Consider the following 18,128-nt stretch of genomic DNA (forward strand, 5'->3'; position numbering starts at 1 on the left):
CAGGCGCCGCCCGCCGCCTCAAGACGCGCCGGTCCAGGACTCGGTGAGCTTCCCGCCGCTTCCCTCGGAAACGTCCGCGCCGCGCAAAGCCGGGGTCAGGGAAGTGTCAGCACCCTCCGGCGCCTTCCCCTTCCGGCCGAGGCTCCCTTCCTCCGGAGGGGGCCCGACACTTCCCCCCTCCCTCCTCCTGCGCCTTCCTTCCCGAGGGGCCCCGGTCTCCCGGGGCCCCGCCCGGACGGGTCAGTGCACCACCTCGCGCTCCCACCGCTCGCGCGGCTGGGCGTGCAGCCGCCAGTACCGCTCCGCGATGTCGTCGGGGTCGTACGCCGTCCCCGGCGCGACGGCCCCGCCGACCGTGACCGTGGCGACGTGCACGCCGGACGGCCCGTACTCCGCGTCGAGCAGTTCGACGAGGGCCCGTACCCCGGCCTTGCCGAGGGACAGGCTCACGTACGACGGCTTCGTCTCCGGCATCCCGCCGGTGACGACGAAGGTGCCCCGTCCGCGCCGGGCCATCCCGGGCAGCAGGTGCGCGGCGGTGGTGAGGGCGCCGAGGACGTTCACCGCGTAGGTGTCCAGGTGGGCGCGGTGCGGGAGTTCGCCGACGGCGTCGGGCCGGATGACGGCCGCGTTGTAGACGACGGCGTCCGGTTCGCCCAGCTCCTTCACGGCGGCGTCGAGCGCGGTGCGCAGGGCCTCCTCGTCGGCCACGTCGGCCGTGAGCGGCACGGCCCGCACCCCCAGCGCGCCGATCTCCGCGGCCGCCGCCTCCACCGTCTCCTCCGTCCGCGCGACCAGCCCGACCGGCAGCCCCTCCCGCGCGAACCGCCGTGCCACCGCCCGTCCGATACCCGGCCCCGCTCCGATGACCAGCACTCCCGCCATGACCGTTCCTCCGCTTCGGCGTCCGACGACGGTGGGGACAACCGCACGCTGCCGGGAACCCTTCCCTCCGCGCGGATCACCGTCGATCACGGCGTATCACCGGGGGAAAAGAGCGTGGCGGATCCCTGTGGACCCTGACGGATCACCGGAGGCCAGGGGGAGCACGGGGACCACCCCGGGTCGCGGGGAGAGCCGGGGCCGCGGCGGGATCCGCTTGACCTTGACACGGTGACAAGCCTTTGACTGCGGTCGAGGAGGTGGTCCCGATGACCATGACAGGACAGGACCGGCAGGACGGGCAGGTCGGGCACGCGGAGCAGGACCGGAAGGCGGAGCCGCAGGACGTGCGGGGCGCGCTGGCGGCCCTGGAGGACGGGCGTCCTTCGGTGCGGCTGCGGGCCGCGCTGGCGGTCGGCACGGCGCCCGACCCCCGCTTCGTGGACCCGCTGGCCGAACGGTGCGCGGTGGAGCCGGAGTTCTTCGTCCGCGACATGCTCACCTGGGCCCTGACCCGCCACCCGGTGGAGCTGACGCTCCCCAGGATGCTCGCCGAGCTCCGCTCGGAGCGGGCGAGGGCGCGCAGCCAGGCCCTGCACACGCTGTCCAAGATCGGCGACCCGCGGGCCTGGCCGGCGATCACCCGGGGGCACCTGACCGACCCGGACGGCGAGGTGGCGCGGGCCGCGTGGCGGACGGCGGTGGTGCTCGTGCCGGACGGCGAGGAGGCCGCCCTCGCCGCGGTGCTCGCCGGACAGCTGGGGCGGGGCGGGCAGGAGACGCGGCTCAGCCTCAGCCGTGCGCTGATCGACCTCGGCGAGGTGATCGCCCCGCTCCTGGACGCCGCCTCCTCCCACCCCGACCCGGAGGTCCGCGCCCACGCGCTCGCCACCGCGCGGATCCTGGCCGACCCCGACACGGGGTTCGCGCACGCGATCGAGGAGGCGAAGCGCGTCGTGGCGCTGGGCGGGGCCCCGGACGGGGGACACTAGGGCGTGTTGATCGGTGAGGTGGCACGGCGCTCCGGCGTCAGTGCCCGCATGCTCAGGCATTACGAGTCGCTCGGCCTGGTGCGGCCCTCGGGCCGCACCGGCTCGGGGTACCGCGAGTACCGCGACGAGGACATCCGGCGGATCTTCCACGTCGAGAGCCTCCGCTCGCTCGGACTGTCGCTGCGGGAGATCGGCCGGGCCCTCGACGACCCCGGCTTCACCCCCGCGCAGCTCGTGGGCGACCTCATCGACCAGACCCGCGCCCGCATCGCGGCCGAGACCGAACTGCTCACCCGCCTGCGCCGCATCGACGCCGCCGGACCGGCCGACTGGGACGACGCCCTCAAGGTCGTCGCACTCCTCCAGGCCCTCGGGTCGGCGAGCAAGGACGCCCGCCAGCGCGCCGCCCTCTCCTCGGGCGACGAGGTCCCCGTACCGGTCGAGGCACTGGTCGAGGCGGTCCTGAACGAGCCGGAACCCAACGTCGCCGGAGCCCTCCGCTGGGCCCTGGCGCGCTCCGGCGACGGCGGCCCCGGCCTGCTGGCACGGGCCCTCGGCTCCCCGTCGGCGGCGGTGCGGGAACGGGCCGTGCGGACGCTCGCCGCGCTCCCCGGCGACGGGGCCGTCGCCGCGCTCCGCGACGCCCTCGCCCACCACGACCCGGTGGTCCGGGCCCAGGGGGCGCTGGCCCTCGGTGCCCGCGGCGAACCCGACGCGATCCCCGAGCTCGTCGCGATGGTCCTGGACGGCAGGAACGACACCGACGCGGCCGACGCGCTCGGCGTCCTCGCCGCGGACGCCGCCACGGCGGACGCGATCGCGGCCCGCCTCGTCGACGGCCTCGCGCGCCCCTCGGCCGGACCCGCCGCCCGCGGCCGCCTCACCCAGGCGCTCGCCGACGTCCCCGGGCCGGTCGCCTCCCGGGCCCTCGCCGACCTGGCCCACGACGAGGACCGTGCCGTCTCCCTCACGGCGCTCTACCTCCGCCGCCTCCGCGACGCCCCCTGACCCGACCGCGACCGCGCCCCGGATGAGGTCGCCCGCTGCCCGCTCGCCGGCCGGTGGCGGTCCGTGCCCGCGCCGGTCAGACCGTCCGCCAGTCGAGGTGCGAGGCGGCGGCGAGGGAGCGGAGGAAGTCGGCCGCGTCGAAGAGCGCGCCGGCGGAGGCGACGCCCGTCGTCCGGGTCCGTCCGGTGAGGATCCGGTCCAGCGCCTCGACCGCGAGCGGGGCCGTGACGGCGTAGATGTCCCGTCCGGTGGCCACAGCGCGCCGCTCCCGCCCGCCGGAGCGCACCACCACGTCGACGAGGAAGGTCTGGGCGGACCGGCCGCGCTCGTCGACCGCCGTCGGGGCCGGCGTGTCCGCCCCGGTGACGCCGCCGGCCGCCTCGGTCGACATGTAGGTGCGCACGGTGGGCACGGAGAGGTGGCTGGGGAGGGTGACCACGTCGGCCATGGTGAACTCGCCGACGACGGCCCGCGGCCCCATCGGCTCCGGGAACGGCCATGTCAGCGTGGGGAGTTCGTCGGTGTGGTACTGGAGCCGCCCCTCGGCGAAGCGGACCCGGCGGCCGCCGCGCCGCTCCGCGGAGACCTTTCCGGCGAGCCGCGTCCCCTCCGTGGGCTCCCAGCCGCTCAGGCCGTAGGCGACGTGCGCCTCGTCCGCCGTCGTCCAGTCGCCCATCGCGGCCGTGGCGAGGAGGTCGCCGAGACCGCCGTAGAAGGCCATCGCGGGCACGACGACCGCTCCCCGCTCCTTCGCCCGCTCCGCGAAGCGGGCGAAGGTGTCGGCGTTGGCCTCGATCTCGGCCGCCACGTCGACGTAGGGGATCCCGGCCCGCAGCGCCGCCTCGACGACGGGGGCGGCCGTCGTCGCGAAGGGGCCCGCGCAGTTGACGACCGCGTCCGCCCCGGCCAGCGCCCGGTCCAGCGCCGCCGGGTCGTCGACCCCGGCCGGGCGCACGGCGAGCCCGGGGTGCTCCTCCGCCAGCGCCTCCAGCTTGCCGCCGTCACGCCCGGCGAGGACCGGGACGAAGCCCCGCTCCCGCAGGTGCGCCACCACGAACCGGCCGGTGTGCCCGTACGCGCCGTACACCGCCACCGTCTGTCCCGCTGCCATGAGGTCTCTCCCCGCCCTGTGCCGCGCCCGGTCGGCGTCGGCTCCGGGACCATCCTGGGCGGCGCGGGCGGGGCCCGCGAGTGTCGGGAACGACATGCCCCGCACACTTCCGGACACGGGCCCCGCCGAGCCCCCTCGGGGTCAGTACGTGAGGATGCCCGGGTCCGTCACCCCCTCCGCGCCCGTCTCCACGTGCCCGGCCAGACGGCGCACGTAGTCGGTGTGCGCGGCGGAGGTGACGGTGACGTCGTACCACCGGCCGGAGGCCGCCAGCGGCACCGAGAGGGCGACGGTCGCCCCCTGGCCCACCGGGACCGTCCGGGTGCCGCCCCCGTAGGCGTGGGTGAGGGTCACGGTCGTCGCGGGGCCCGCGTTGGTGAAGGTGAGGTTCAGGGCGCCGTTCGCGGCGTCGTGGCGCGCGGTGACCTCGGGGACGGCGGTCTTCCCGGGGGAGCGGAAGCGGCGGAGGAAGCCGTTCGGGCCGTGCACGGTGAGGTCGGTGGTGCCCTTGGAGTACTTGGTGTTCCAGGTGTCCGCGATCGACTTGCCCGCCTCCGCCGTGTACGTCCAGGGGGCGTCCGTGCGGTTCGCCGAGGTCACGTGGAACTGGGCGCCGGCGGACGGGCCGCCGCTGAACGCCAGCCGGAAGGTGCCGGCCGCGGTGTCGGCCGAACCGTCCACGTAGGGGGCGTACTTCAGCGGACGGGTGGGCTTGGAGCCGGGCTCCTGGCGGGGCATCGTGCCGACGGCCGGCGCGGTGGCCGGGAAGTCCGGGTGCCGGTCGCGGTCCGGCGGGTAGTAGCCGCTCGTGGGCGGCAGCGCGACGGGCTGCGTCTGTGCGCGGGTGAAGTCGAAGGCGGAGGTGAGATCGCCGCAGACGGCCCGCCGCCAGGGCGAGATCTGCGGCTCCCGGACCCCGAAGCGGCGCTCGATGAAGCGGATGACCGAGGTGTGGTCGAAGGTCTCGGAACAGGTGTAGCCGCCGGTGGACCAGGGCGAGACGACGAGCATGGGGACGCGCGGCCCGAGGCCGTAGGGCCCGGCGACGTACCCCGTCCTGCCGGGGAAGTGGTCCAGCGCGGTCGGGGTCGTCGACAGGCCCTGCGCGGCCGAGCCGGGGACGTACGGGGGGACGACGTGGTCGAAGAAGCCGTCGTTCTCGTCGTAGGTGATGAAGAGCGCCGTACGGGCCCACACGTCCGGGTTGGACGTCAGCGCGTCGAGGACCTGTGCGATGTACCAGGCACCGTAGTTCGACGGCCAGTTGGAGTGCTCGGAGAAGGCCTCGGGCGCGGCGATCCAGGAGACCTGCGGCAGCGTGCCGGCCCGCACGTCGGCGCGCAGCCGGTCGAAGTAGCCCTCGCCCGCCTTGGCGTTCGTACCGGTGCGGGCCTTGTCGTACAGGGGGTTGCCGGGCTGGGCGTTGCGGTAGGCGTTGAAGTAGAGCAGCGAGTTGTCGCCGTAGTTGCCGCGGTACGCGTCGTCGATCCAGCCCCACGAGCCGGCCGCGTTCAGCCCGTCGCCGATGTCCTGGTAGACGCGCCAGGAGATCCCGGCCGCCTCCAGCCGCTCCGGGTAGGTCTTCCAGCCGTATCCGGCCTCGGCGTTGTTGAGGACCGGGCCGCCGCCGGTGCCGTCGTTTCCGGTGTGGCCCGACCACAGGTAGTAGCGGTTGGGGTCGGTCGAGCCGATGAACGAACAGTGGTAGGCGTCGCAGATCGTGAACGCGTCGGCGAGCGCGTAGTGGAAGGGGATGTCGTCCCGGGTCAGGTACGCCATCGTCGCCTTGGTCTTGGCGGGTATCCAGTTGTCGTACCTGCCCTTGTTGAAGGCCTTCTGGCCGCCCGCCCAGTCGTGGTTGAGTCCCTGGAGGAACTCCATCCCGAGCTTCGCGCTCTCCGGACGGAAGGGCAGCGTCACCTTCGAGCCGTCCGACTGGTTCCACACGGACTTCCCGCTGGGGAGCGTGACCGGACGGGGGTCGCCGAAGCCGCGGACGCCCTTCATCGCTCCGAAGTAGTGGTCAAAGGAACGATTCTCCTGCATCAGGACGACGATGTGCTCGACGTCCTGGAGCGTGCCCGTGGAGCCCTGGGCGGGGATGGAGGCGGCGCGCGCGATGGACTCGGACAGCGCGCTGAAGGCGACGGCGCCGCCGGCGAGCTGAAGGAACCGGCGGCGATCGAGGTCGGCCATGGGGGAGTAGTCCTCCGGAGTCGAGCGGACGGAAACGGAACGGCGGCCGGAGACCGGCGCGGAGCGCCCCAAGAAGAGCGTCCGAGAGCCACCACGCCCCGACCGTCCGGTGACTTCCCGCTGTACACCCGGCGAAATCCCCCACGCACCACCAACATGAACGCGCATCTTCGGACATGTCGGCCGCGCGCCGTGCCGGCACGGCGGCGCGCGGGGGGCGGTCCCGCGGGCACGGTGGAGCCTCGCCGACCGCGACTCCCCCGGGAGCGGGGCCGACGCGCTGCGGACCGGTCCGAGCGGCCGGCTCCGGATCGGCGCGGTCCCCACCGCCTCGGGCGGGGTGGCCCTCCCGACCGGCCCCTTCCGCGGGCGGCACCCGCTCGTCACCGTCGAGGTGACGGCGGACCCGGGGGCGGAGGACGTCGTCCGGCAGCTGCGGAGCTTCGGGATCGACACTGGGGCGACGTGCCCGCGCCGGGTGCCCGGGGGCTTCCGGGCGGTCCCCCTGGACGAGGAGCGGTACGTGCTCCCCGGCGATGGCGATGGCGATGGCGATGGCGATGGCGATGGCGATGACGACGACGACGCCTCCGCCGACGGCCCGGACGGCCGCGCCGGGGCCGCCTGGGCGGAGGCGTCCCGCCTGCCGCCGGGCCTCCGGCCGGGGCCGTGCAGGCGCGGCGGGCCCGCCCCGCCCCGCGCGCGGTCCGACGGCCGTGAGCGCGGGGGCGGGGCGTCAGACGGCCGGTTCCTCCTGCGGGTGCTCCTCCGCCCGCGGCTGCGGCTGCGCGGCCGCGGGGACGTCGGCGTGGCGGAGCTCCTCCAGGAGTTCGCGCTGGCCGACCAGGAGTTCGGTGAGGATGCGGCGGGCGGCCTTCAGGAGGTCCGCGACGTCGCCGCCGGCGAGGGCGTAGCTGACGGTCGAGCCGTCGCGGATGGAGACCACGATGCCCGACCTGCGCAGCACGGCGAGCTGCTGGGAGAGGTTGGACGGCTCCACCTCTATGTCCTTGAGCAGTTCGCGTACGGGAAGGGGGCCGTGCTGGAGCAGTTCCAGCACGCGGATCCGGACGGGATGCCCGAGCATGCGAAAGAACTCCGCCTTGGCCTGGTACAGCGGCACCTGCATGCGACGACTCTCCCCCCGGACCGGTCCGCCCCGGACGACGACGGCCGGACCTGCCGGATCCTTGATCCACAACTTCGGCCATTCTCGCGCCTCCCGGCTCCCGCCCACCCTCAACTGATCACTTTCAGATGTGCCGAGTTGAAGAGTTCTTCAAGTCGAGGGCGTGCGGAGCCGGGAATCGCGAGGACGGTTACACCTCCAGCTCCGCCTCGATGCGCCGCAGCTGGTGCCTGGCCATGGCCAGGTTGGCCCTGCCCTTGTCCAGGACTATGTAGAGGAACAGGCCGTTGTTGCCACGGCTCTTGATCAGCCGGATCAGGTGGTACTGGCTGCCGAGGGTGATCAGCATGTCCTCGATGCCGTCCTGGATGCCCAGCATCTCCATGGTGCGGATCTTGGCCCGGACGACGTCGGTGTTGCCCGCCGCCGCCACGGTCAGGTCGAGGTCCTTGCCCCCGCCCATCGTGCCGAGGGCCATGCCGCTCGTGTAGTCGACCAGCGCGGCCCCCACACTGCCCTCGATCGAGGTCATCGCCTCTTTCAGCGACGTCTCCACACTCGCCATCTGTCGTGCTCCCTTGGTTCTCGACGGCCCCGGCCGGGCTTCCCCGTCTGTGGCCGGCCGGGCGGTGATCACAGACATGCACCACTAGACACCAAGTGGGCTCCGCCCGGGGCGGTTTCGCCGGAAGAAGATGCCCCGGGCACGGGACGGCCGGCGCCGTCCTTCCCCGGACCGGCATCGCGTCCCTCCCGGGGCCGGCATCGCGTCCTTCCCGGGCCGGCATCGCGTCCTTCCCGGGCCGGCATCGCGTCCTTCCCGGGCCGGCATCGCGTCCTTCCCGGGCCGGCATCGCGTCCGGCGGGACCGTCGGCCTAGGGTGGACCGAATGAGCAGACACTCAATCGACCGCCCGGCCGACCTCGACGCGGTGCGCGACTCCTACGACCGGGTGGCCGACAACTACGTCCACATGGTGCGGACGACGGGCATCGGCGACATCCGCCGGCACCCCTGGCTGAAGGCGTCGATCGACGCCTTCGCCGACAGCGTGGACGGCCTCGGGCCCGTCCTCGACGTCGGCTGCGGACCCGGCACGGTCACCGCCTACCTCGCCGGGCGCGGCCTGGACGTCTCCGGCGTGGACCTCTCGCCCCGCATGGTCGAGAACGCCCGCCGGCTGTACCCGGAGTGTCGCTTCGAAGTCGCCTCCGCCACCGAACTGGACCTCGGCGAGGCCACGCTCGGCGGCGTCCTCGGCTGGTGGTCGCTCTTCAACCTGCCCCGTGCGGTCCTGCCCCAGGTCCTCGCGCACTTCGCGCGGGCGCTGGAGCCGGGCGGCTTCTTCATCACCGCGACCCACGTCGGCGACGGGGACCTCCGCCGCACCGAGGCCTACGGGGGCGTGGCCGTGGAGTGGACGACCCACAAGTGGCGTCCGGAGGAGCTCGTGGAGCTGATCGAGCGGGCCGGGCTCGCCCCCGTCGCCGAGCTCCGGATCCCCGCCGACGAGCACACCGGGCCGGGTGTGGTCGTGATGGCGAGGAAGCCCGCCTGAGGGGCCGTGAGCGGGTCGTTGTCAGTGGTGCCCACTAGTTTCGGAGGTGTTGCAGGACACCGTTTCGACAGGGGGCTTCGATGACCGACGGCTGTGTGGACACCGCGCTGCGGGTGGTGTTGACGGATGTCAACGCCGGGGTGGTGGAGGCCTGGCGCGCCGCCTTCGCCGACGTGCCGGGGATCGAGATCCGGCGGGGCTCCATCCTCGACGAGGACGTGGACGCGTGGGTCACGCCGACCAACGCGGCCGGCCGGATGGACGGCGGCGTCGACGCCGCGATCAAGCGCCACCTGGGCGCGGGGATCCAGCTGCGGGTGCGCCGTGCCATCGCCGACCGGTTCGCCGGCTCCCTGCCGGTCGGCAGCGCCGTCTGCGTCCCCTCGGGGGCGACCGTGCCGCGCTTTCTCATCTCGACGCCGACCATGGTCGCCTCCTCGCAGAACGTGAGCGACACGCTCAACGTGGCCATGGCGTGCGCGGCCGCCTTCCAGGCCGTGCACCGGCAGAACCGGAAGGCGCCGGGCAGCATCCGCTCCGTCGCGCTCGTCGGGATGGGCGCCCGCACCGGCCGCGTGTCGGCGCGGGTCTGCGCCAACCTGATGTGGACCGGGTACACGCTCTTCCACGACCACTGGTTCGAGGACGACGACGAGCTGCGCGCCACCATCGCCACCCAGCTCGCGGGCATCGACCAGAAGCCGCACACCACCCGGGTCCGCATCACACCGCCCGGCGGAGCGGCTGCCGAAGGAGCAGGCGCCCCAGGGGGAGTCGCCAAAGGAGCAGGCGTCGGAGGCCCCGTCGCCAAAGGAGCAGTCGCCAAAGGAGCAGGTGTCGAAGGAGGGCCCGCCGCAGGCGGCGCCGGGGTCTTCCCCCGCTGCTGAGCAGGCCGGACCGGCCGACCCCGCACCGACCCAGCCCGCCACAGGCACGACCACCGGGAGTTCCCCCGCCATGAGCGACGCGCCCGCCACCCAGCCCGACCCGAACGACCCCCTGGCCCTCACCGGGCTGTTCACCGGCGGCGGAGAGGCCTGGCTGCCCCTCCTGAAGCCCGCCATCGAGGCCCGGGCGGACGCCGACCGGTTCATCGGACCGGGCCGCAGCCCGCAGGTGGTCCCGGTCCGCGAGCTCACCTTCCAGGCGCTGAAGCCCCACCCGCCGCACAAGTGGAAGGTGGTCGTCTTCGGGCAGAACCCGTACCCGAGGCCGGAGAGCGCCACCGGCATCGCCATGTTCGACAACACCTTCAACGACTGGAAGGACAGCCAGTTCGGACGGGTCGTCAGCATCCGCTGCCTCATCAAGGCGGCGGCGATGTGGAAGTACGGCATCGTCAAGAAGACCCCCATCAAGGACGTCCGCGCCCTGCTGAAGGAGCGGGACACCGTCCAGCCGCCCGAGTGGTTCCAGGCGATGCTCACCCAGGGCGTGCTGCTCCTCAACGCCTCGCTGACCGCCAGCGCCGACGGCGCCATGGCCACCGACGAGCACACCCGCTTCTGGCGGCCCGTCGCCGAGCGGATCGTCGAGGAGATCCTGCGCGCCAAGCAGGAGGCCGAGGACCCGGAGGACCGGGGCGTCGTCTTCGCCTGGTGGGGCGCCCACGCCCGCAGCCTGAAGTCGACCGTGCGGCGGCTGGAGCAGAAGTACCCGGGCGTCGAGGTCCGTCACCTCGACCACGCCAACCCGGCCGCGCAGGGCGACCTGTTCTGCGAGGGCGACCACCTCGCGACCGTGAACGACGCCCTGCAGTCGCTCGGCGCGGACCCGGTCGACTGGCTGCCCAGCAAGGGCTGGAACCAGCCCCCGGCAGGGGCGGACACCGCCGCCTCCGGCGGCCAGGACGGCGACGTCGCCGCCCGGATGGGCGCCTTCATCGCCTCCACGATGGAGCTCCACCAGCTCTACCTGGAGCGGCTCACCAGCGTCCGCGACGAGGGCCACGTCCTGCCGCCGCTCACCGGCGTGTTCGACACCCCGCTCATGCCCTTCGAGGACGCGGTCGCCCCGGTCGCCCGGGTGCTGCGCGGGCTCGGCGGACACATCGACCGCTCCCGCGAGTTCGGCAAGCGGCGCGCCGACGAGCAGGCCGGCGCGGGGCTCTCCGCCGACGCCATCGCCGCGCTCTTCCTCTACACCTGCGAGTCCGGCTTCTACCGGAACATCAACGCCGTCCTCCGCTCCCCGGACCGCGACCGCGTCGTGCCCTACCTGCCCTACCTGCGGCTGCTGTTCTCGGCGGTGGAGTCGCTGCCGGTCCGCACCGAGCCCCTGTGGCGCGGGGTCAACCTGGACCTGCGCCGCCAGTACCCGGTCGGCGGGACGGTCACCTGGTGGGGCGTCTCCTCCTGCACCTCCGAGCTGGGCGTCGCCCGCGCCTTCCTCGGCGGCCGGGGCAAGCGGACCCTGTTCGAGGTGACGCCGGCCCGCGCGGTGGGCATCCGCAGCTTCTCCGCCTTCACCGGCGAGGAGGAGTACATCCTCGCCCCCGGCACCCAGCTGGAGGTCACCGACGTGAAGGCCGAGCGGGGCGGCCTGTGCACGGTGAGCCTCAGGGAGGTGGAGACCCGGCTCGTCTCCTGACACCGGCGGCGGAGGTCTCCCCGGACGCGGCTCCGCGCCCGGGGAGACCTCCGCGGGGGAGCCGCTCGCCGACCGTGACCGGCCGGCCCGGCGGGCGGCCGGGCGGGCGGGCGTCCGCCCCCTGACCTCGGCTTTCCTTTGGCCTGGACTATTGCGGAGAGTGATCGTTTCGGGAATGATTCCCCGCCGTGACCCTCTTGTTCGCCGCCGCGCTCGGCCTGTTCCTCGTCGTGCTGTACCGCCTCTTCCTCGGCCCCCGACAGGCCGAGGCCTGGGTGGCGGAGCACTTCGTCGCCACCGACTACGGCCTCCCGCCCCGCGAGGTCCTCGACGCCCGGCGGGCCGGCCCGCCCCCGCCGCCGCACCGCGGGGAGGAGTGCCAGGCCGTCGCCGACGCCGCCTGGGCGGGAGACTGGCAGCGCGCCGCACGACACGTCCGCGCGGCCGGCGAGGACTGGGACGAGCGCTGGAGCCGCATCGAACTCCTCCAGCACATCGCCGGGGAGGACGACTCCTGGCTCGACGCCTGGCGGACCGCCGAACCCGGCGACTGCGACGCGGCGACGCTCCAGGCGAGCCTCATGGTCCACCGCGCCTGGGCGATCCGCGGCGGCGGCTACGCCCACGAGGTCATGTCCTCCGACATGGACCGCTTCCGGGCCATGCTCCCCGCCGCGATCGAGGAGGCCCGGAAGGCCGCGCTGCTCGACCCCGCGAACCCGGGCCCCTGGGTCGTCATGGTCACGGCGGCACGCGGAGCGCAGTACGACCGCGCGCGGTTCAGGCCGCTCTGGGACGGGCTCGTCGCCCGCGCTCCCCACCACTACGAGGGCCACTGGCAGGCCCTCCAGTACTGGTGCGCCAAGTGGTTCGGCAGCGACCGGCTGATGCTGCGGTTCGCCCGCGGCGCCGTCCGCAAGGCCCCGCCCGGCAGCCCGCTCGCCGGCATCTACCTCCACGCGCTGGGCGAGATCGCCGAACGCTCCGGTTCCGGCTCCGTGCCCTCCACCCCCCTGGCGCAGCGGCTGCTGAAGCAGGTCGCCGCCTCCTTCGAGCACGTCGCGCCCGACGACGAGCGCCTGCCCGCCCTCCGCCACCTCCTCGCCCACTCCATGCTCCGGGCCCGGCTCTACGGCCCCGCCCTGGAGCAGTTCCGCCTCATCGGACCGTGGTGCGGGGCCCAGCCCTGGCGCAAGGACGGCAACGCCGTCGTGGCCTTCGAGACGGCGCGCGGCACCGCCGCGAGGCTCTCCCGCACCCGTCCCGCCCCGGCCGCCCGCACCCACGGGATCGGTCACTGACCCGACGCGGCACCCACGGGCCGCCGCGTCCGGCGGGGAGGGACCGCACGGTGCCCCGCGCCCCCGTCCCTCCCCGCCGGTGCCGCCGGGCGCGGGGGGAGGGCGGCGGGTAGCGTAGTGGGCGGGGAGGGCGAGACCAACCGCCGGCGCCGCCGAAGGACGGAACTTCCCTGTGTCTTCCCGCGATCCGGGCGACGCCGAGCCGCGCCCCGTGCAGGACCTCGGCTCCGCGCGCCGACCGCCGCGGAGCGGATGGCGCGGGCCCCTCGGCACCCGGTGGGCGGTCGTCCTCGTCGTCGCGGTCCTCGCCGCGGCCAACCTCCTCCTGAACCACTGGACCGGTCCGCTCCGGCTGGCGGCGGCCGTCGCGGTCACCGCCCTGCTGCTCGGCGTGCTGCGAGGGGCGGGCGGCACCTGGGCGGACGCCGGTCTGGCGCCCGGGACCCGGGCGCGCGGGGCCCGGTGGGCGCTCGCCCTCATGGGGATCGTGGGGGTCTGCTACGCCGTCGCCGCGCTGCTGCCGGCCACCCGCCCGCTCTTCGAGGACCAGCGGTACGAGGGGATGTCCGGAGCCGAGCTGGCGGTGCGGGTGCTCGTGGTGGTCCCGGTCGGCACCGTGCTGGTGGAGGAGGTCGCCTTCCGCGGAGTGCTCTACGGGCTGGTGCGGCGGACCGGGGGCGCGGTCCGCGCGACCGTGGTGTCCAGCCTGCTGTTCGGCCTGTGGCACGTGGTGCCGTCCCTGCACCTGTCCACCGCGAAGCCCGTGCTGACGGACGTCTTCGGGGAGTCCGCGCTCGGGTCCGCCCTCGCGGTGGCGGCCGCCGTCCTGTTCACCGCGGCGGGCGGCGCGGTCTTCTGCGAGCTGCGCCGCCGCAGCGACAGCCTGCTGGCCCCCATGGGGCTGCACTGGGCGCTGAACTCCTTCGGCTACGTCGCCGGGTTCGTCCTGCCCTGAGGACCCTGGCCCGAGGGCCCGCCCGCTCCGCCCGCCCGCCCCGCTCCGGCGCCCCTGCCGCCCGCCCGCCCCGCTCCGACGCCCCTGCCGCCCGCCCGCCCGCCCGGCCCGCCCCGGCGTCCGCCCGTCCGTCTGCCCGTCCGTCCGTGCGCCTGTCTGCCCGTCCGCCCGGCCCGTCGGCTTCGTCCGCCCGGCCCGGCCCGTCCCGCTCCGCCGTTCCGCCCGGGCCGCCACCGCGGCCGTGTCACCGATCCGGGGACCGGATGATCTCGCGCAGGCGCTCCAGGTCCTGCGAGGTCACGTCGGCCGGCCGCATGACGGCGTTCCAGGCGTCCACGTACGCGGCCTTGTAGGAGTGGCCGTGGCCGTCCGGCACGCCCGTGGAGAACGGCAGGTCGGCGGTGACCTGCCAGAAGGTCACGAAGGGGATCCAGACCATCTCCTCCAGCACGTCGCCGCCGGGCGCCTGGCCGATCCAGTCGGGTTCGGAGAGGGCGAGCCGCGGGCTCCACCAGACGATCGGGTCGGAGGGGTGCACGAGGTACAGCACCCGGGTGCCGTCCCACGGCCGGTCCGCCGGCCCGATGCCGGCGACCGGGTCGTCGGTGAAGCGGACGGTCCGCCCGTCCTTGTAGACCGGCTCGATCTCGGGGCTGCCCGGCTCGCGGTGGTCGCTGAACTCGCGGAAGAGGGTGTTGAAGTTCGGCGGTCCGGCGAAGACGGCTCCGGCGGTGCGGTTCCTCAGGTCGTACTCGCCGCTGAAGGCCGTCTCGCCGCCGAAGGAGCCGAGGCTCTCGCCCGCGACGAAGAGCCGCGGACGCTCGTCCCGGGGCAGCTTGGACCAGACGTCGTAGACCGCGTCGAAGAGCTCGCGGCCTGCCTCCCGCGCCTTGGACTGGTCGACGAGGTAGGAGAGCCAGGACGGGAGGTAGGAGTACTGCATCGCCACGGTGGCCGCGTCGCCCCCGCCGAGGTACTCGAAGGAGTCCACGGCGGCGGCGTTGACCCAGCCGCTTCCCGTGGTGGTCATCACGAGCAGGTTCGCGCGGGCGAACCCGCCGGCGCGCTGGAGGTCGGCGACGGCCCGTTCCGCGCGCGTCTCGGCGTCGTCGGAGGTGGCGAGCCCCGCGTAGGCCCGGACGGGCTCGCTCGCCGGGCGGTGGGTGAAGGCGGTGATCTCCTGGGCCGTGGGGCCGCTTCCGGTGAAGACCCGGCCCTGGCGGCCCAGCGTGTCCCACGGCACCAGGGAGCCCGGGCCTCCGGAGCGCAGGGCGGAGACGGGTTGCCGCACGCCTTCGGGGGTCTCGGTGTCGCGCAGCGAGAAGGCCTCGTTGGCCGCGCCCACGAACCCGGACAGCAGCACCCCGCTGACCAGGGACCAGGCCAGGCCCGCCACGACGAGCCAGCCGACCACCCGGGCGGCCCGGGGACCGATCCAGCGCCGGAGCAGGGCGGCGACCCACCGGTAGAGCCGCCGGAGCCCGCGGCCCGCCGCCAGGAGCAGCAGGAAGACGGCGGCGGCGACGAACGGGCAGGCGAGGGTGGTGAGGACGTTGTAGTCCGTGACGCCCATCAGCCCGCGGATCTCGTGCTGCCAGTACTGCCCCCACCCGAAGGCGAGGCCGAGCAGCACGACCGCGGAGAGCCCGAAGAGCTGCCACGACCGGGTCGACGGGGTACGCGCCTTCCGGTCGGCGAAGGCGCGCCACACGTACGCCGCGGTCACGCCCAGGCCGTAGCCGATCGCCGCGCCGATGCCGCAGACGAGCCCCTGGAGCACGCCGCCGCGGGGGAGCAGCGACGGCGTGAAGGAGAGGGCGGCGAGCAGCAGGGCGCCCCAGCAGCCCGGGAGCGTGAGGCGGAGCGACCGGCGGCGCTTCCCGGCGGCCGGTGCCGGGCTCGTGTCGTCGGTCTCCGGCTCCGTCCGCTCGTCGGCCGGGCGGCCGGGCGGCACGGAGTCGCGCGGGTCAGGAGTCATGGCTGTCCTCCGTGGCCCATGGTCGCAAGGGGCGGTGCGCGGTGCCACCCGGGCCCGCAGCCCGTCCCGCCCCACCGTCCGCACGCCGCCCGCCCCGTCCTCCTGCCCGTACGCCCGCCTCGCCTCGTCCCGTCGTCCGGCTGGCGCCCGCCCCGGCCCGTCTCGCCCCGCCGTCCTCCTGCCCGCCCGCCCTGCCGTGCGGTCGTCCGTGCTGGTCAGCCCACCTCGTGGTGGGCGTCGGCGAGCGCCGCGCGGGCCGCCTCCTCGGCCGTGGCGCGCTCCCGCGGTACCAGGCCGATCCGGGTGCGCCGGTCGAGCAGGTCCGAGGCGTCGAGGGCGCCTTCGTGGCGGACGGCCCACACCAGCTCGGCGCCCGTGACGGGGTGTCCGGGCACGACGGGCTCGGCCAGCCCCGGGTCCCGGAGGCCGAGGGCGTGCACGGCCGGTGCCTCGGAGCCGTACCGGTGCACGAGCCGGGACGGCACGTCGAGTCCGGCGAGGACCCGCGGCGCGGCGGCGCCGACGAGCGGCACGGACGCGGTGCGGCAGGGGCCGGCGTCCAGGGAGCGGGCGTCGACGGCGGCGTCGACGGCGTCCTGCGCCATCCGGCGGTAGGTGGTGAGCTTGCCGCCGACGACCGTGACGACGCCGTCGGGGGAGGTGAGCACCGCGTGCCGGCGCGAGATGTCGGAGGTGCGGCCCGACGCGTCCCGGGTCTCGAGCAGCGGCCGCAGACCGGCGAAGGCCCCGATCACGTCGGACCGCCGGACGGTGACGTCGAGCGCGGAACCGAGCACGTCGAGGAGGAAGCCGATGTCCGTCTCGGGGACCTCCGGCACGTCGGGGACGTCGCCGTCTACGGGTTCGTCGGTGAGGCCCACGTACACGCGTCCGTCGCCCTGGGGCAGGACGAGGACGAAGCGGTTCGACTCGCCGGGGATCGGGATGTGCAGGCCGCTGGAGAGGCGGCCGAGGTCCTCGGCGCGCAGGACGAGGTGGGTGCCGCGCGAGGGCCGCAGCCGGACGTCGCCGACGAGGCCGCCCGCCCACACCCCGGTCGCGTTGACGACCGCGCGGGCACGGATCCGGAGCGTCTCGCCGGTGGTCTCGTCGCGGACCAGCGCCCCGTCGCCGTGCAGTTCGAGGGCGCGGGCGCGGGTGAGGATCCGGGCGCCGTGGGCGGCCGCGGTGCGCGCGACCGCGGTGACCAGCCGCGCGTCGTCGCAGAGCCGGCCGTCCCAGGAGAGGAGGCCGCCGCGCAGTCCGGTGGACCGCAGGGCCGGGGCGAGGTGGCGGGTCTCGACGGCGGAGAGCGTGCGCGGCCGGGGGAGCGTGGAGCGCGAGGTGCGCGCGCCGACCCGCAGCAGGTCGCCCGCGAGGAAGCCGGCCCGGGCGAGGGCCGCCTGGCCGCGGCTGACGAGCGGGGTGAGCGGCAGCACGAAGGGCTGGGCCCGGACCAGGTGCGGGGCGGTGCGCTCCATGAGGACGCCGCGCTCGACGGCGCTCTCGTGGGCGACGTCCAGCTGGCCGGAGGCGAGGTAGCGCAGTCCGCCGTGGATGAGCTTGGAGCTCCAGCGGGAGGTGCCGAAGGCGAGGTCGTGGGCGTCGATCGCGGCGACGCTCAGGCCGCGGGTGGCCGCGTCGAGCGCGGCTCCGGCGCCGGTGGCGCCGAGGCCGACGACGAGGACGTCGAGGATGCCGCCGGTGCCGTCGGCTCCGTCGGCGATCCGGTCCAGCTCCCGCCGGCGCCGTCCGGCGTCGAGCGAGGAGCCGGGCAGGGCGGTGCCGCTCGTGGGGTTCACGGGGTGAGGGTCCTCTCCAGCAGGGTGCGGAGCTCGCCCAGGAAGGCGGTCTCGCTCAGTTCGGGATCGGTCTCGTCGGTCATGGTCCGCAGCGAGAGGGTGAAGGACTGGACGACGAGGAGCAGCGAGCGGGCCTGGAGGTCGACCCGGACACGGCGTACGGAGCCGTCCTCCTGGCCGTCCTCCAGGGCCGTGTGGAGCAGGCCGAGCAGGGCGTCCTGGCTGGCGCCGCGCCGGTCGAGGACGTACGGCAGCAGCAGCTCCGGGTCCACGTCGACGATCTTGTGGAAGAGCGGGTGGGCCCGGAAGGCGGCGGCTCCGGCGACGAGCCCCTCGACGATCCGCTCCCGCTCGGGCCGGTCGTCGTCGGACGGGGGCATGGCGTCCGCGGCGACGCCGATCCACTCACGGGTCATCAGGTCGCCGACCAGGCTGCGCACGTCGGGCCAGCGCCGGTAGAGCGTCATCCGGGACACCCCCGCGCGCCGGGCGACGTCGGTGAGGGTGGTTCGCCGTACGCCGACGGCGAGCACGCAGTCGCGTGCGGCGTCGAGCACGGGATCTGCGTCTGCATGGTTGTGACGAATGGGCGTCATCTGTCACAGTGTAATGCCAGTACGGGTCGA

15 protein-coding genes and 1 pseudogene are annotated in these 18,128 nt (G+C 74.8%); 8 read left to right on the forward strand and 8 right to left on the reverse strand.

Annotation, left to right across the window (positions count from 1 at the left end; all coding sequences use genetic code 11):
• Positions 1-240 precede the first annotated feature (240 nt).
• The gene (locus IE287_RS17415) at positions 241-885 is read right to left on the reverse strand and encodes an SDR family NAD(P)-dependent oxidoreductase (protein ID WP_189849965.1); all 645 of its coding nucleotides are present in this window, start codon (positions 883-885) and stop codon (positions 241-243) included.
• 266 nt (positions 886-1,151) lie between these two features.
• Between IE287_RS17415 and IE287_RS17420 the strand changes: the two genes are divergently transcribed.
• Together IE287_RS17420 and IE287_RS17425 are read left to right on the forward strand one after the other, a co-directional pair.
• Positions 1,152-1,874 carry a HEAT repeat domain-containing protein gene (locus IE287_RS17420; RefSeq protein WP_229883540.1) on the forward strand — a complete coding sequence of 241 codons (723 nt, stop codon included), beginning with the start codon at positions 1,152-1,154 and terminating at the stop codon, positions 1,872-1,874.
• A gap of 3 nt (positions 1,875-1,877) precedes the next feature.
• On the forward strand, positions 1,878-2,882 hold the full coding sequence (locus tag IE287_RS17425; protein WP_189849966.1) for a HEAT repeat domain-containing protein: 1,005 nt from the start codon (positions 1,878-1,880) through the stop codon (positions 2,880-2,882).
• 76 nt (positions 2,883-2,958) lie between these two features.
• Here the strand turns inward: IE287_RS17425 and IE287_RS17430 are convergent, their stop codons facing one another.
• Positions 2,959-3,993: a saccharopine dehydrogenase family protein gene (locus IE287_RS17430; RefSeq protein ID WP_189849967.1), complete on the reverse strand. Its 1,035-nt coding sequence runs from the start codon at positions 3,991-3,993 to the stop codon at positions 2,959-2,961.
• A 141-nt stretch (positions 3,994-4,134) separates the two neighbouring features.
• Positions 4,135-6,189, reverse strand: coding sequence for a phosphocholine-specific phospholipase C (locus tag IE287_RS17435; protein WP_189849968.1), 2,055 nt, complete (start codon positions 6,187-6,189; stop codon positions 4,135-4,137).
• A 280-nt stretch (positions 6,190-6,469) separates the two neighbouring features.
• On the opposite strand from IE287_RS17435, the pseudogene IE287_RS39440 reads away from it, so the two are divergent.
• Positions 6,470-6,706, forward strand: a pseudogene (locus IE287_RS39440) (LysR substrate-binding domain-containing protein); the annotation flags it as partial.
• Positions 6,707-6,925: 219 nt separating this feature from the next.
• On the opposite strand, the gene IE287_RS17445 reads toward IE287_RS39440, so the two are convergent.
• The gene (locus tag IE287_RS17445; RefSeq protein ID WP_189849969.1) at positions 6,926-7,318 is read right to left on the reverse strand and encodes an ArsR/SmtB family transcription factor; all 393 of its coding nucleotides are present in this window, start codon (positions 7,316-7,318) and stop codon (positions 6,926-6,928) included.
• Positions 7,319-7,508: 190 nt separating this feature from the next.
• Positions 7,509-7,883: a hypothetical protein gene (locus IE287_RS17450; RefSeq protein ID WP_189849970.1), complete on the reverse strand. Its 375-nt coding sequence runs from the start codon at positions 7,881-7,883 to the stop codon at positions 7,509-7,511.
• Between the two features lie 325 nt (positions 7,884-8,208).
• Between IE287_RS17450 and IE287_RS17455 the strand changes: the two genes are divergently transcribed.
• The 5 genes from IE287_RS17455 (at position 8,209) to IE287_RS17475 (ending at position 13,722) form a co-directional block, all read left to right on the forward strand.
• Positions 8,209-8,877 (forward strand): class I SAM-dependent DNA methyltransferase, encoded by a 669-nt coding sequence (locus tag IE287_RS17455; RefSeq protein ID WP_189849971.1) that lies wholly within the window; start codon positions 8,209-8,211, stop codon positions 8,875-8,877.
• An 80-nt stretch (positions 8,878-8,957) separates the two neighbouring features.
• A complete protein-coding gene (locus IE287_RS17460; protein ID WP_189849972.1) occupies positions 8,958-9,764 on the forward strand; it encodes a macro domain-containing protein in 807 nt (268 codons plus the stop codon).
• 70 nt (positions 9,765-9,834) lie between these two features.
• Positions 9,835-11,466, forward strand: a complete 1,632-nt coding sequence (locus IE287_RS17465) for an ADP-ribosyltransferase domain-containing protein (protein ID WP_189849973.1) — start codon at positions 9,835-9,837, stop codon at positions 11,464-11,466.
• A gap of 188 nt (positions 11,467-11,654) precedes the next feature.
• Entirely contained in the window at positions 11,655-12,767 is a 1,113-nt protein-coding gene (locus IE287_RS17470; protein WP_189849974.1) for a tetratricopeptide repeat protein, read from the forward strand.
• Positions 12,768-12,939: 172 nt separating this feature from the next.
• Positions 12,940-13,722, forward strand: coding sequence for a CPBP family intramembrane glutamic endopeptidase (locus IE287_RS17475; protein ID WP_229883541.1), 783 nt, complete (start codon positions 12,940-12,942; stop codon positions 13,720-13,722).
• Positions 13,723-13,966: 244 nt separating this feature from the next.
• Here the strand turns inward: IE287_RS17475 and IE287_RS17480 are convergent, their stop codons facing one another.
• The 3 genes from IE287_RS17480 to IE287_RS17490 all read right to left on the reverse strand — a co-directional run bounded on the left by IE287_RS17480 (position 13,967) and on the right by IE287_RS17490 (position 18,098).
• Positions 13,967-15,700: an alpha/beta hydrolase gene (locus IE287_RS17480; RefSeq protein ID WP_189849975.1), complete on the reverse strand. Its 1,734-nt coding sequence runs from the start codon at positions 15,698-15,700 to the stop codon at positions 13,967-13,969.
• A 215-nt stretch (positions 15,701-15,915) separates the two neighbouring features.
• Entirely contained in the window at positions 15,916-17,502 is a 1,587-nt protein-coding gene (locus IE287_RS17485; RefSeq protein ID WP_189849976.1) for a glycerol-3-phosphate dehydrogenase/oxidase, read from the reverse strand.
• A complete protein-coding gene (locus tag IE287_RS17490) occupies positions 17,499-18,098 on the reverse strand; it encodes a TetR/AcrR family transcriptional regulator (protein ID WP_189849977.1) in 600 nt (199 codons plus the stop codon). Before IE287_RS17490 ends, IE287_RS17485 begins: the two co-directional genes overlap by 4 nt.
• Positions 18,099-18,128 lie beyond the last annotated feature (30 nt).

The organism is Streptomyces omiyaensis (assembly GCF_014650895.1).
GTDB lineage: Bacteria > Actinomycetota > Actinomycetes > Streptomycetales > Streptomycetaceae > Streptomyces > Streptomyces omiyaensis.

Coding starts and splice junctions, on each gene's coding strand:
- IE287_RS17415 (WP_189849965.1), bottom strand. CDS start 885: ATGGCGGGAGTGCTGGTCATCGGAGCGGGGCCGGGTATCGGACGGGCG.
- IE287_RS17465 (WP_189849973.1), top strand. CDS start 9,835: ATGAGCGACGCGCCCGCCACCCAGCCCGACCCGAACGACCCCCTGGCC.
- IE287_RS17480 (WP_189849975.1), bottom strand. CDS start 15,700: ATGACTCCTGACCCGCGCGACTCCGTGCCGCCCGGCCGCCCGGCCGAC.
- IE287_RS17490 (WP_189849977.1), bottom strand. CDS start 18,098: ATGACGCCCATTCGTCACAACCATGCAGACGCAGATCCCGTGCTCGAC.
- IE287_RS17450 (WP_189849970.1), bottom strand. CDS start 7,883: ATGGCGAGTGTGGAGACGTCGCTGAAAGAGGCGATGACCTCGATCGAG.
- IE287_RS17420 (WP_229883540.1), top strand. CDS start 1,152: ATGACCATGACAGGACAGGACCGGCAGGACGGGCAGGTCGGGCACGCG.
- IE287_RS17455 (WP_189849971.1), top strand. CDS start 8,209: ATGAGCAGACACTCAATCGACCGCCCGGCCGACCTCGACGCGGTGCGC.
- IE287_RS17435 (WP_189849968.1), bottom strand. CDS start 6,189: ATGGCCGACCTCGATCGCCGCCGGTTCCTTCAGCTCGCCGGCGGCGCC.
- IE287_RS17460 (WP_189849972.1), top strand. CDS start 8,958: ATGACCGACGGCTGTGTGGACACCGCGCTGCGGGTGGTGTTGACGGAT.
- IE287_RS17430 (WP_189849967.1), bottom strand. CDS start 3,993: ATGGCAGCGGGACAGACGGTGGCGGTGTACGGCGCGTACGGGCACACC.
- IE287_RS17445 (WP_189849969.1), bottom strand. CDS start 7,318: ATGCAGGTGCCGCTGTACCAGGCCAAGGCGGAGTTCTTTCGCATGCTC.